Source organism: Thermaerobacter composti, assembly GCF_033582035.1.
GTDB lineage: Bacteria > Bacillota > Sulfobacillia > Thermaerobacterales > Thermaerobacteraceae > Thermaerobacter > Thermaerobacter composti.
Window position 1 is genome coordinate 278214 of sequence record NZ_CP132508.1, and the last position, 13231, is coordinate 291444.

The 13231-nt window shown below is 76.2% G+C and carries 11 protein-coding genes; all 11 read left to right on the forward strand.

Annotated elements, in window-relative coordinates; all coding sequences use genetic code 11:
• The first annotated feature begins 185 nt into the window (after positions 1-185).
• The 11 genes from rimI to groES all read left to right on the forward strand — a co-directional run bounded on the left by rimI (position 186) and on the right by groES (position 13207).
• A complete protein-coding gene (gene rimI / locus Q5761_RS01190; RefSeq protein WP_318750865.1) occupies positions 186-833 on the forward strand; it encodes a ribosomal protein S18-alanine N-acetyltransferase in 648 nt (215 codons plus the stop codon).
• Entirely contained in the window at positions 830-1891 is a 1062-nt protein-coding gene (gene tsaD, locus Q5761_RS01195; RefSeq protein WP_318750866.1) for a tRNA (adenosine(37)-N6)-threonylcarbamoyltransferase complex transferase subunit TsaD, read from the forward strand. The genes rimI and tsaD overlap by 4 nt, the downstream gene beginning before the upstream one ends.
• Before the next feature lie 16 nt (positions 1892-1907).
• On the forward strand, positions 1908-2414 hold the full coding sequence (locus Q5761_RS01200) for an acyltransferase (protein WP_318750867.1): 507 nt from the start codon (positions 1908-1910) through the stop codon (positions 2412-2414).
• 422 nt (positions 2415-2836) lie between these two features.
• Positions 2837-4276 (forward strand): UDP-N-acetylmuramate--L-alanine ligase, encoded by a 1440-nt coding sequence (gene murC / locus Q5761_RS01205; RefSeq protein ID WP_318750868.1) that lies wholly within the window; start codon positions 2837-2839, stop codon positions 4274-4276.
• 466 nt (positions 4277-4742) lie between these two features.
• Positions 4743-6191, forward strand: a complete 1449-nt coding sequence (gene guaB, locus Q5761_RS01210) for an IMP dehydrogenase (protein ID WP_318751578.1) — start codon at positions 4743-4745, stop codon at positions 6189-6191.
• Positions 6192-6413: 222 nt separating this feature from the next.
• The gene (locus Q5761_RS01215; protein ID WP_318750869.1) at positions 6414-8090 is read left to right on the forward strand and encodes a folylpolyglutamate synthase/dihydrofolate synthase family protein; all 1677 of its coding nucleotides are present in this window, start codon (positions 6414-6416) and stop codon (positions 8088-8090) included.
• A gap of 275 nt (positions 8091-8365) precedes the next feature.
• A complete protein-coding gene (locus Q5761_RS01220) occupies positions 8366-9550 on the forward strand; it encodes an acetyl-CoA C-acetyltransferase (protein ID WP_318750870.1) in 1185 nt (394 codons plus the stop codon).
• Positions 9551-9706: 156 nt separating this feature from the next.
• Entirely contained in the window at positions 9707-11092 is a 1386-nt protein-coding gene (gene glp, locus Q5761_RS01225) for a gephyrin-like molybdotransferase Glp (RefSeq protein WP_318750871.1), read from the forward strand.
• Positions 11089-11814 (forward strand): cyclic pyranopterin monophosphate synthase MoaC, encoded by a 726-nt coding sequence (gene moaC / locus Q5761_RS01230; protein WP_318750872.1) that lies wholly within the window; start codon positions 11089-11091, stop codon positions 11812-11814. Before glp ends, moaC begins: the two co-directional genes overlap by 4 nt.
• A 96-nt stretch (positions 11815-11910) precedes the next feature.
• Positions 11911-12465, forward strand: coding sequence for a MogA/MoaB family molybdenum cofactor biosynthesis protein (locus Q5761_RS01235; protein WP_318750873.1), 555 nt, complete (start codon positions 11911-11913; stop codon positions 12463-12465).
• 415 nt (positions 12466-12880) lie between these two features.
• Positions 12881-13207, forward strand: coding sequence for a co-chaperone GroES (gene groES, locus Q5761_RS01240; protein WP_013494708.1), 327 nt, complete (start codon positions 12881-12883; stop codon positions 13205-13207).
• Positions 13208-13231: the final 24 nt, after the last annotated feature.

Sequence of the window (13231 nt, forward strand, 5' to 3'; positions counted from 1 at the left end):
CGGTCCCGCGTGGCCGCCTGCCCGACGGGGCGACGGGCGCGGCGGCCCCTGGACCGCACCGGCCGGCGCCGCCCCGTGGTGCCGCCAGCGCGCGGTCCGGGCGCCCCGGCCGCGCCGCCCCGGCCGCGGCCGCCCCCGCCGACGGAGATGGTATGATGGATCTGCCGCCGCGGGAGGTGAGCGGGGTGGCCCTTTCCCACGACGTGCGGAGCCAGCCCGCCGAGATCCGCATCGAGCCGATGACGCCGGGCGATCTGCCCGGGGTCCTGGCCATCGAGCGCCGCTCCTTCCCGACGCCGTGGTCGGAGCGGGCCTTCGTCAGCGAACTGCGGGACAACCTGTACGCCGACTACATCGTCGCCCGCCACGGCGACCGCGTGGTGGGCTATGCCGGCATGTGGTGCATCCTCGACGAGGCCCACGTGACCACCATCGCCGTCGACCCGGAGTTCCGCGGCCGCGGCGTGGGCGACCGGCTGCTCACCGCCCTGGAGCAGCGGGCGCTGCGCTACGGATGCCGCCGCATGACCCTGGAGGTCCGGGTCAGCAACCACGTGGCCCAGCGCCTCTACCGGCGCCACGGCTTCCGCCCCTGCGGGATCCGGCGGGGCTACTACGTCGACAACGGCGAGGACGCCATCGTCATGTGGCGCGACCGCCTGGACCCGCCGGGCCCCGTGGTGACGGAGGAACCGGGCGCCGAAGGCGCCCGCGGTGCGGCGGCTGCGGACGGCCTCGAGGCGACCGACGGGGTGGCGTCGAGCGGCGTCGACTCCACGTCCGCCTCCGCGGCCGGCGCGAGCGGCGCGGCGGGCGGGAGCGAGGCGCCGTGACGCGGTCCCACCTCACCCTGGGCATCGAGACCAGCTGCGACGAGACCAGCTTCGCGGTGGTCGCCGACGGTCGTCGCATCCTGGCCAACGTGATCCTCAGTCAGACGCGGGAGCACCGGCGCTACGGGGGGGTGGTGCCCGAACTGGCCTCGCGGCGCCACCTGACCAATGCCGTGCCGCTGCTCCACGAAGCCCTGGCCGAGGCCGGCATCGGCCTCGACGACCTGGACCTGATCGCCGTCACCCGCGGCCCCGGCCTGGTGGGCGCCCTGCTGGTGGGCGTCGCCCTCGCCAAGGCGCTGGCGTGGGCCCTGGACAAGCCGCTGGTCGGGGTCCACCACCTGGCGGGACACATCCACGCCAACTTCCTGGCCGGTCCGGGGGAGGAACCGGCCCCCGCGCCCCGGCTGCCCGCCGTGGCGCTGGTGGTCTCGGGCGGCCACACCGACCTGTTCCACCTCCAAGCGGACGGCGGGCTGGAGTGGCTGGGCGGCACCCGCGACGACGCCGCGGGCGAGGCCTTCGACAAGGTGGCCCGGGAGCTGGGGTTGGGCTATCCCGGCGGGCCGGTGATCGACCGGCTGGCGGCCCGGGGCGACCCCCAGGCCTTCCCGTTCCCCCGCGCCATGCTGGACGACGACTCGCTGGACTTCAGCTTCAGCGGCTTGAAGACCGCCGTGATCTACGAGCTGGAGCGACGCGGCTGGCGGGACCCGGACCGGCGGGCGGAGCTGGAGGCGCACCTGCCCGATCTGGCGGCAGGCTTCCAGCAGGCGGTGGTGGACGTCCTGGTGGCCAAGACCGTGCGCGCGGCCCGGCAGGTGGGGGCGAGGCAGGTCTACCTGGCCGGCGGGGTGGCGGCCAACCGGCGGCTGCGCCGGGACCTGGCGGCGGCCGCCGCCGCGGAAGGCCTCGAACTCGCCTACCCGCCGCCGGTGCTCTGCACCGACAACGGCGCCATGATCGCCGCAGCCGGCTACGCCGCGTGGCGGCGCGGTCGTCGGGACGGCCTCGACCTGGACGTCGATCCCGATCCGCCGCTGGACGCATGGCTGTAGCGCGGGAGGGGTGGTCATGGCCGTGGTCCCGCGCCACCAGCGGCTGACCCGGCGCCGGGTGCCGCCCGGGCGCAACTCCCTCCACTACTGGCGGGAGGCCAAGAGCCTGCCCCGGGTGGCGTGGAACTTCCTCGTCATCTCGCTGTGCCGGGTCTTGCCCTGGTTCGGGCTCAAGAACTTCCTCTACCGGCGGCTCGGCATGAAGGTCGGGCGGGACGTGGCCTTCGGCCTCATGGCCATGGTCGACGTCTTCTGGCCCGAGCTGATCGAGGTGGGCGACAACAGCATCATCGGCTACAACACGGTGCTCCTGGCCCACGAGTTCCTGATCGACGAGTACCGCACGGGCCCCGTCGTCATCGGCCGCAACGTGATGATCGGGGCCAACTGCACGATCCTGCCCGGCGTGGTCATCGGCGACGGCGCCGTGGTCGCCGCCCACTCCCTGGTCAACCGGGACGTGCCGCCGGGCGCCGTTGTGGGCGGCGTCCCCGCCCGACCCCTGCGCCGCCCCGGCGGCTGATGGGTGCCGGCGGGCCGTTCCGGGATCCTCTGTGGCGACGGCGCCGGGCGGCGTCGCCCGCGCCGTCGGGGTGCCGCGGCCCTCGCCGGGGTGCCCGAACGCGCAGGGTGCGTCGGGGCAATGGGTGCGAATGTTTTCCAGCGCCCGGCCCCAACCTACGGGTGTGCAGGCGGGCGGCATCGGGACGGATGGGGTGCGGACGCGCCGGGGACCCGCGTCGCCTCCGCGGTCCCGACGGGGGCGGGAAGGGCGGCCGCCGGGGCGCCGTAGCACCGGGCCCCGATGCCGCATACATCCTGAAGTGCGCCCGCGGGCCGCGGACGGGTTGGCGCCTCCGCCCCGCCGCCACCGGCGGGGACAAGGGAACGGACCTCGCGTTGCGAATCTTGGGGGCATGGATGGCAGGGAAGGTGGAACGGGCGATGGAGGAACCGGCGAACACGCCCCCGGTGGACTGGGCGGGCAAGCGCGTGCACTTCATCGGCATCGGCGGCTACGGCATGAGCGGCCTGGCGCGGGTCCTCCTGGCCCGCGGGGCGCGGGTCAGCGGCTCCGACGTCCGTCCCTCCGACCGCACCCGCTGGCTGACAGAGCAGGGTGCCCGCGTCCATATCGGGCACGATCCCGCGCACGTGGCCGGCGCGGACCTGGTGGTCTACAACACCGACGTCCCCCCCGACAACGTGGAGCTGGTGGCGGCGCGCAAGGCGCAGATCCCCGTCTGGCACCGGTCGCAGGTGCTGGCCGACCTCCTCAACCACCGGCGCGGCGTGGCCGTCACCGGGACCCATGGCAAGACCACCACCACGGCGATGACGGGCCTCGTGCTGGTGGCCGGCGGGCTCGACCCCACGGTGCTGGTCGGCGGGGAGGTGCCGGAGTTCGGCACCGCCACCGCCCGGCTGGGGAACGGTCCCTGGGTCGTGGCCGAGGCCTGCGAGAGCGACGGCACCTTCCTCCGCTACCGGCCGGAGATCGCCGTGGTCACCAACGTCGAGCCCGAGCACCTGGACCACTACGGAGGCGACTTCGGGCGGCTCCAGGCGGCCTTCGGCCGGTTCCTCCGCAACGTCCGGCCGGCCGGGCGGGTGGTGGCCTGCGCCGACCATCCCGTGGTGCAGGAGCTGTTGGCCGGCCTCGACCCCCGGGGCCCGGTGCGGGTGGTGCGCTACGGCATCGAGGCGGACGACGGCGACCTGCGCGCCCGCGACGTGCAGGCGGGGCCCGAGGGCACGCGGTTCACGGTGTGGCGGGGCGATCGCCCGCTGGGCGAGGTCAGGCTGGCGATCCCGGGCCAGCACAACGTGCTCAACGCGCTGGCGGCGCTCGGGGTGGGCCTGGAGCTCGGCGTGCCCTTCCCCGTCGCCGCCGCGGCGCTGGCCGGCTTCCACGGCGCCAAGCGGCGCTTCCAGGTGCTCTACGACCGCGACGGCATCCTGATCGTCGACGACTACGCCCACCACCCGACGGAGATCCGCGCCACCCTGCGCGCCGCCCGGCAGCGATGCGGGCCCGGCGGGCGGGTGATCGCCGTCTTCCAACCCCAGCGCTACACGCGGACCCACCTCCTGATGGACGAGTTCGCCCGCGCCTTCGGCGACGCCGACCGGGTGATCCTGACGGAGATCTACGCCCCGCCTGGCGACCGACCGATCCCGGGCGTCTCCAGTGCCGTGCTGGCCGAGCGCATCGCCGAGCGCGAGGGCCGGCCGGTGGAGCTGATCCGCAGCCGGGAGGAGCTGGTGGAGCACCTGCTGCACACGGTGCGGCCCGGCGACCTGGTGCTGACCATGGGCGCCGGCGACATCTGGACCGTGGCCCGCGACCTGGCCCAGCGCCTCCAGGCGGTGACGCCCGCCTGAGCAGGGCCGTGGGCCGGCCGCCGGAGCCGTTGCACGTCCCATCCCGCCGTGGTACCAATGGAACCAATAACCCGGGTGGCCCGAGGCGCTCCGGTCCGGCCCGGGGTGGTCGGTCCGGGCCTCGGGCCGGGTCCGGTGGGAGGGGCGAACCGTGAGGTCCGATCGCGAGGCACCCGCCGGCGCCGGCGACGGTTCCGCCGGACGAACCGGCCGGGCGCCGACGGCACCCGGCGCCGGGAATGGCCGGCGGGCGGTCCCGGTCGCCGCGGAGGAAGGCGGCGACGGGTGGGCGGCGCGCCCGGGCAGCGGCGGGCGCCGTGTCCACCCGGAGGCTTGGACGCGGGAGCCGGCGTGGGCGTCCCGTACCGACCATGGGGGCGGGCTCGCGGACGGGGTGTCCGGCGACCCCGGCGCCGCCCACGTCCCCTGGGCCGGCGATCCCGCGGCCCGCGGCGACGGCAAGATCGTGGGCGAGGCTCTGACCTTCGATGACGTGTTGATCGTCCCCGCCGCTTCCGACGTCCTGCCCCGGGACGTCGACGTCTCCACCCGCCTGACGCGCCAGCTGCGCATCCGCATCCCCCTGGTCTCCGCCGCCATGGACACGGTCACCGAGGCCCGCCTGGCCATCGCCCTGGCGCGGGAGGGCGGCATCGGCATCATCCACAGGAACATGCCCCCGGAACAGCAGGCGGCGGAGGTCGACAAGGTCAAGCGCTCTGAGCATGGGGTGATCGTCGACCCGTTCTACCTCTCGCCGCAGCACCGGGTGCGCGATGCGCTAGAGCTGATGGCGCGCTACCATATCTCCGGCGTCCCCATCGTGGACCAGGGCGGCATCCTGGTGGGGATCATCACCAACCGTGACGTCCGCTTCGAGGAGAACCTGGATCGTCCCATCGCCGAGGTGATGACCCGCGACGGCCTGGTGACGGCGCCCGAGGGCACCACCCTCGCCCGGGCCAAGGAGATCATGCGGCAGCACAAGATCGAGAAGCTGCCGCTGGTCGACGCCGCCGGCCGCCTGCGCGGGCTGATCACCATCAAGGACATCGAGAAGGCGATCCGCTACCCCAACGCCGCCAAGGACGAGCGGGGGCGGTTGCTGGTGGGGGCGGCGGTGGGCGTGGGGCCGGCGGGCCTGGAGCGGGCCGACGCCCTGGTCGAGGCCGGGGTCGACGTGCTGGTGGTCGACAGCGCCCACGGCCACTCGCGGAACGTCCTGGAGACGGTGCGGGCCCTGAAGCGGCGGCATCCGCAGGTGCCGGTGATCGCGGGCAACGTGGTGACCGCCGAGGGTACCCGGGCGCTGATCGAGGCGGGCGCCGACGCCGTCAAGGTGGGCGTGGGGCCCGGCTCCATCTGCACCACGCGGGTGGTGACGGGGGCCGGCTTCCCGCAGCTGAGCGCCATCCTGGCCTGCAGCCGGGAAGCGGACCGGTACGACGTCCCCGTCATCGCCGACGGCGGCATCAAGTACTCCGGGGACATCGTCAAGGCCCTGGCCGCCGGCGCCAGCGCGGTGATGATCGGCAGCCTCTTCGCCGGGACCGAGGAGGCGCCGGGCGAGCTGGAGATCTATCAGGGCCGGAGCTTCAAGGTCTACCGCGGCATGGGCTCCCTGGGCGCCATGAAGCAGGGCGGTGCCGACCGATACTTCCAGGACGGCGAGACCAAGTTCGTCCCGGAGGGGGTCGAGGGGCGGGTGCCCTACCGCGGCCCGCTGGCGGAGACGGTCTTCCAGCTGGTGGGCGGCCTGCGGGCGGGCATGGGCTACGCCGGCGCGCCGGACATCGAGACCCTGCGCCGGACGGCGCGGTTCGTCCGCATCACCGCCGCCAGCCTGGCGGAGAGCCATCCCCACGACGTCACGGTGACCAAGGAGCCGCCCAACTACTGGCTCGGCCGGGCGTGAGGGCGGGCCCGGCGGCGGGGCCCCGACCGGGCGCGGAGCGGCTGCCCCAACGGGGCGCGGTGCGTGTGCGCCCGACCCGGCGCGGAGCGGCCGCCCGCAGGAGGCGCGGTCCGTGCGCCCGGGCGGGGCGTGCTGCGGGCGGCCGGGCGGGGCGCCCGGACGGCTTCGCCGCAGCCCCGGCCCGGGACCCCATGCCGGCCTGGGGAGGTGCCGAGGGACGCATTGCGTCAGCGCGAGGAACGGATCCAGGGGGCGCGAGGGGACGGGGGCGACCGGCCCGCTCCGGCCGCCAGCGATCGTACCCACGGGACCCACAGGCCCTACGGGACCGACGGGACCGGGGCGGGTCCAGGGGCGTCGCCGTCCGCGGCGGGAGGGGCCGTCGACCCCCGTTGGGGGGCGGCGGCCCGCGGCGCATCGCCCCCCGCCGCGCCACCGGGGGACGGTCGCGGCGGGCAGGCGGCTGCGACGGGCAGCCCCGCCGCCCCGCAGGCGGCCGTCGCCTACCTGCAGGGCCTCGGTCGATTCGGCATGCGGCTGGGACTCCAGCGGATCCGGCGCCTGCTGGCGGCGCTGGGCCACCCGGAGGAGGACCTGCCGCCCGTCTACCACGTGACGGGGACCAACGGCAAGGGCTCGACGGCGTGCATCCTGGAGGCCGTGCTCCGGGCGGCGGGCTGCCGGACGGCCCTCTTCACCTCCCCGCACCTGGTCCGCTACGAGGAGCGGTTCGCCTTCGACGGCCGGCCCGTCTCCGGCGTGGAGCTGGCGGCCGCCGTCGAGCGGGCGCGGAGCGCGGCCGACGCCGTGGCGGCGACGGGCGAGGCACCCACCGAGTTCGAGGTGGCGACCGCCGTGTTCTTCCTGCTGGTGCAGGCGCGACGGCCCGACGCCGTCGTGCTGGAGGTCGGCCTGGGCGGGCGCTACGACGCCACCAACGTGGTGCCCCGGCCGGCGGTCTCGGTGGTCACCAACGTCGCCCTGGATCACACCGACCGGCTGGGCCGGACGGTGGAGGAGATCGCCTACGACAAGGTGGGCATCGCGCGACCCGGCGTGCCCCTGGTGACGGGCGCCCTGGACCCCGCGGCCCTGCGGGTGCTGCGCCGGGAGACGGCGCGGGTGGGCGCGCCGCTCTGGGAGGTGCGTCCGCTGACGGACGCGCCCCCTCCCGCGGCGGGGCCGGGGCGGGACGAACCGGCCGGCGAGCCACCCGGCCCGGTGGCGGTGGCCACCTACCGCTTGCGGACCACCGGTCCGGAGGGGTCGCGCTGGGACTACCGGGGGCCGGCCGGGTCGCCGCGCGGCGCAGCGGTGCGCTGGGACCACCTGCCGCTGGCCCTCGTCGGCCCCCACCAGGTCGCCAATGCGGCGGTGGCCGTGGCCGCGCTGCAGGCCGCGGCCGCCACCGGCCGCGGCCTGCAGGTGGGCCGCGCGGCGGTGGAGCGCGGCCTGGCCGCCGCCCGCTGGCCGGGGCGCATGGAGCGCCTGCGCTGGCAGGGCCGGGACGTCTGGCTGGACGGCGCCCACAATCCCGCCGGCATGGCCGCCCTGGCCCGGACGGTGGCCACCCTCTGGCCCGGCCGCCGGGTGCTGCTGGTGATCGGCATGCTGGACGACAAGGACGTCGAGCAGGCGGCGGGTGCCATCGCCCCGGTGACGGGACGGGCCGTGGTGAGCGAGCCGCCGAGCCCGCGGGCCGCGCCGGCGGAGCGACTGGCGAGGGCCTTGGCGGCCCAGGGCGTACCGGTGGTGGTGGAGAGGGAGCCGGTGGGCGCCCTGGCCCGCGCGTTGCGCGAGGCGGAGCCCGGGCAGCCGGTGCTGGTGACCGGCAGCCTGTACCTGGTGGGCGCCGTGCGGGCCCACGTGCTGGCGCCCGCAGGAACCCCCGGCGCCTGAGCCACCCCCTGCACAGGGAAGGCGCGCGGCGGCGCCGAAGTGGGGTGGAGGCCGCCCGCTTCGTCCGGTGGCCCGGCCCAGGCGGCGCGCCGGCGTGACCGGGACGGGCGGCGCCGGGGCCCGAGTCCTGCGGCCGGCGCCGGCGTCCGTCCCGCGCAGGCGCGGGGTGTGCAGGGCCGCGGCCTGCGGGGGGAGGGCGCGGCCTCGCAGGCGGCGCGCGGGGCCGGTTCGTCCAACCCGGCTTCGTTGGGGCGGCCCGTGCGGGGGTGAGGTGCGTGCGCGAGACGGTGATCGTCGACGGGGCGCGGACCCCCTTCGGCAAGTTCGGGGGCGCCCTCAAGGACGTGCCCGCCGTCGAGCTGGGGGCCGTGGCCATCCGGGCGGCCCTTGAGCGGGCGGGCGTGGCCGCCGAGCAGGTGGACTACGTGCTGATGGGCATGGTCCTGCAGGCGGGGGCGGGCCAGATCCCCGCGCGGCAGGCGGCGGTCAAGGCCGGGCTGCCGGTCACCGTGCCCGCGGACACCATCAACAAGGTCTGCGCCTCCGCCCTGCGGGCGGTGAACCTGGGCGACGCCCTGATCCGGGCGGGCGACGCGACGGTGGTGGTGGCCGGCGGCATGGAGAGCATGAGCCAGGCGCCCTACCTGGTGCGCCAGGCGCGCTGGGGCGGGCGCATGGGCCACCTGCAGATGGAGGACGCCCTCTTGACCGACGGGTTGCTCTGCGCCTTCGGCGGCTGCCACATGGGCGTCTACGGCAGCCGCGTCGCCGCCGAGTACGGCGTCACCCGCGAGGAACAGGATCGCTGGGCGCTGCGCAGCCACCAGCGGGCCGTGGCGGCCATCGACGCCGGCCGGCTGGCGGAGGAGATCGTGCCCGTCGAGGTCCCGGCCCGCAAGGGCGAGGCGGTCCGCGTGGCGGTGGACGAGGCGCCGCGCCGCGACACCAGCTACGAGAAGCTGGCCGCCCTGCCGCCGGTCTTCGAGGAGGACGGGACGGTGACGGCGGGCAACGCCCCCGGCATCAACGACGGGGCCGCCGCCCTGGTCCTCATGGAGCGGGAGCGGGCCCGCGCCCTGGGCGTCAAGCCCCTGGCCACCATCGTCAGCCAGGGGCAGGCGTCCCTGGATCCGCCGTACCTGCACACCGTGCCGTACTACGCCGCCGAGCGCGCCCTCGCGAAGGCCGGCCTCCGCTGGGACGACATCGCCCTCTTCGAGGTCAACGAGGCCTTCGCCGCCGTCGCCCTGACCACCATGAAGCTCGGCGGCTGGGACCCCGAGAGGGTCAACGTCAACGGGGGCGCCGTCGCCCTGGGCCACCCCATCGGCGCCAGCGGCGCCCGCATCCTGCTCACCCTGGCCTACGAGCTGCGCCGCCGCGGGGGCGGCTACGGCATCGCCACCATCTGCAGCGGCGGCGGCCAGGGCGAGGCGACGCTGATCCGCGTCGATCCGTGACGCCGGCCGGGGGGCCGGTGGCGGGGAGCCGCCCGGCGGATGGCGCCACGCCGGGCCACCGGATCGGTCGGCCCGGGAGCGGCGGCGTCAGGAGGACGACGCCGCGGGTCGAACCGGCCCCGGCCGGCGGATGCGTGGGAAGGGGGATCGGCTCCCGTGTCCAACGGATCCACCCCGCCGGAGGGCTGCGCCGCATCGGGCCCGCCGGAGGGCTCGGCCGCATCGGGTGCACCGAACCCGCAGCCCGGGGAACCGGGGCCGCCACCGCGGCACCCGGCAAAGGCGGAGGCGCCCGGCTTCCGGGAGCCCTTCCCGGCGGAGGGCCTGCCCACCGTCGCCGAGGCGCGCCGGCGGATCCTGGCCGCCGCCGGCCAGCCGCCGCTGGCGGTGGAGGAGCTGCCGCTGGCCGCGGCCCTCGGCCGCGTCCTGGCCAAGCCGGTGTACGCGCCCGAGGACGTCCCCGCCTTCCACCGCGCCACGGTGGACGGCTACGCCGTGCGCAGCCAGGACCTGCGGGGGATCGCGCCCGGGCGGCCGGTCCGCCTGCAGGTGGTGGGCCGGGTCCTGGTGGGCCGGGCCGCCGCCGTGCGGGTCGAACCCGGCCAGGCGGTGGCCGTCCCCACCGGGGGCATGCTGCCGCCCGGCGCCGACTGCGTCGTGATGTTCGAGCACACCACCCGCGAGGGGTCGTGGCTGCTGGTGCACCGGTTCGCGGGCCCGGGCGACAACGTTATCGCCCGGGGCGAAGACGCCGCCGCCGGCCTGGCGCTGTTGACGCCGGGGCGCCGGCTCGGTCCGGCCGAGCTGGGGGCCCTGGCTGGGGCCGGCGTCACGCGGGTGCCGGTCACCCGCCCGCCGCGGGTGGCGCTGCTGCTCACCGGCGATGAGATCGTGCCCCCGGAGCGGACGCCGGCGCCCGGCCAGATCCGCGACATCAACGGGGTGGCGCTGGCGGCTGCCCTGCGGCAGGACGGCGCCCAGCCCCTGGAACCCGTCTACGTGCCCGACGAGCCGGCTGCCTTCCGGGAGGCGCTGCGGCGCGCCCTCCAGCAAGCGGACCTGGTGCTGATCTCCGGCGGCAGCTCGGTGGGCGAGCGCGACCTCACGGCCCAGTTGGCGGCGGAGCTGGAGCCGCCTGGCGTGATCCTCCACGGCGTCGCCCTGAAGCCGGGCAAGCCGACGCTGTTCGCCATGGCGGGGCGCAAGCCCGTCTTCGGCTTGCCGGGCAACCCCGTGTCCGCCCTGGTGGTCTATCGCTTGCTGGTGCGGCCGGTGGTGTTCCGCTGGCTCGGCCTCGAGCCGCCGGCGGGACCCGGCCCACGGATCCGCGCCCGCCTGGAGACCGCCCTGCGGCGCCCGGCCGGCCGCGAGGAGTACGTCCCCGTCGCCCTGCTCTGGCGCGGTGGGGAGTATGCCGCGCGGCCGCAACCGCGCAAGTCCGGGTTGATCACCGCCCTGACCGGGGCCCAGGGGCTGGTGCACCTGCCCATGGCCATCGACGAGCTGCCGGCCGGCGCCGAGGTGGAGGTGATCCCCTGGTGAGGCAGCGAGCCCGTCCCTCCGACCGGGCCGGGGGACCGGAGGGGGACCGCCCGGCGGGGGCGTCCGCCGGAGGGGAGCCGGCGCCCGCCGCACCGGGGGCGCGGGGCGAGGACGCCGGTGGCCGGCGGGTCGTACCCTCTCCGGCGGAGGAACCGGCCGCGCCGGTCCCGTCCGGGGCGCCGGCGTGGACGCACCTGGACGCCGCAGGCCGGGCGCAGATGGTCGACACCAGCGGGAAGGCGGTGACGGTGCGGGAGGCGGTGGCGCGGGGCCGGGTGCGCATGGCGCCGACCACCCTGGCCCGCCTGCGGGCCGGCGACGTGCCCAAGGGCGACGTGTGGGCCGTCGCCCGGGTGGCGGGGATCCTGGCGGCCAAGGAGACCGGCCGGCTGATCCCCCTGTGTCACCCGCTGCCCCTGGACGCCGTCGCCGTCGACTTCCGGCTGACGCAGGACGCGGTGGAGATCCAGGCGACGGTGCGCACCGCGGCGCGCACGGGGGTGGAGATGGAGGCCCTGACGGCCGTGGCGGTGGCCGCCCTGACGCTGGTCGACATGTGCAAGGCCCTGGACAAGGGGATGGTCGTCGAGGGGATCCGCCTGGTGCGCAAGACGGGGGGGCGCAGCGGCGACTATTGGCGGGCCGGCGAACCGCCTTGGGAGGCGGTGGGCGAGCCCGTCCGGCCCGAAGCCACCCGGGCGGAGGGCGGCGGGTCCCGCTGACGGGTCTCTCCGGCGGACCCAGGGGAGCGCGGAGGCGCGTGTCGCGACCCGCAGCCGCGCGGGGCGGCGCGGCGTCGGAACGGGGGGGCGTTGGCCGTGCGGGTGGCGATCCTCACCGTCAGCGACGGGGTCAGCCAGGGTTGGCGCCGGGACGCGAGCGGGGACTACCTGGCGCGATGGGCCACAGAGCGCGGGTTCGCGGTGGTGGCCCGCGGCGTGGTGCCCGACGACCGCCGGGCCATCGCCCGCTGGCTGGCCGCGGTGGCCGACGGGCGGGGAGCGGCGGCTGCCCGCGACGGGGACGACGGGTCGGATGGGACCGCATCGCAGGAGGGTGCCGCCTCCATCCCCGACCTGATCCTGACTACGGGCGGCACGGGCCTCGGCCCCCGGGACGTCACCCCCGAGGCGACGCTGGACGTGGTGGAGCGGGTCGTCCCGGGCCTTCCCGAGCGCATGCGGGCGGCGACCGGGGCGGCCAATGCGATGGCCTACCTCTCCCGGGCGGTGGCGGGCATCCGGGGGCGCACCCTGATCGTCAACCTGCCGGGCAGCCCGCGGGGCGTGGCCGAGTGCCTCGAGGTCCTCGCACCGCTGCTGGACCACGCCGTCGCCATCCTCCACGGCGGCGGGCATCGCGACACCCGTTGAGATCCGCCGACCGCTGCACCCATCGCCGCACCCGTCGCCGACGCGTGGGAACCTACGGGCGCCTCGCGAGGCGTCGGGGTCCTTCGCCGTCGGGAGGGGGGCGCCGAGCCGGTTCGTCCGCACCGGCGTGCCGGCGCACGCGGCGCATAATCCGGGGCCGAGCGGGGCAGAAGCAATAGCGGCAAGCATGGGAGCGGCGGCCAATTCGGGGGTTGACGACCGTTTCTGGCCGCCTTACCATAGTCGATGGCTTAGCACTCTCCGACGGGGAGTGCTAACAGGACAGGCGTCCCGCGGCTCGGGGGCTCGGGCCCGCCGGGCAGCGATCCTGCCAGATCCGATCACGCCACCATTCGACCGCTGTGGCCGGGCGCCCCGGAGCCGAACCCTCAGCGCACCAGGGAGGTGGACGGCGGTGAGCGTTCAGCCGCAGCCCAAGGGAGGGACCGTGTCGGTGAAGCTGCGCCCTCTCGGCGACCGGGTGGTCGTCAAGGTGATCGAGGAGGAGGAGCGGACCAAGGGCGGGATCATCCTGCCGGACACGGCCAAGGAGAAGCCGCAGCAGGGTGAGGTCCTGGCCGTGGGCACGGGCCGCATCCTCGAGAACGGCCAGAAGGTCCCCCTCGAGGTCAAGGAAGGCGACCGGGTGATCTTCTCCAAGTACGCCGGCACCGAGGTCAAGCTGGATGACGAGGAGCTGCTGATCCTCAGCGAGCGCGACATCCTGGCGGTCATCCAGTGAGCGTTCGTGACCGAGGAGGGAAGG

Coding starts and splice junctions, on each gene's coding strand:
- Q5761_RS01200 (WP_318750867.1), top strand. CDS start 1,908: ATGGCCGTGGTCCCGCGCCACCAGCGGCTGACCCGGCGCCGGGTGCCG.
- murC (WP_318750868.1), top strand. CDS start 2,837: ATGGAGGAACCGGCGAACACGCCCCCGGTGGACTGGGCGGGCAAGCGC.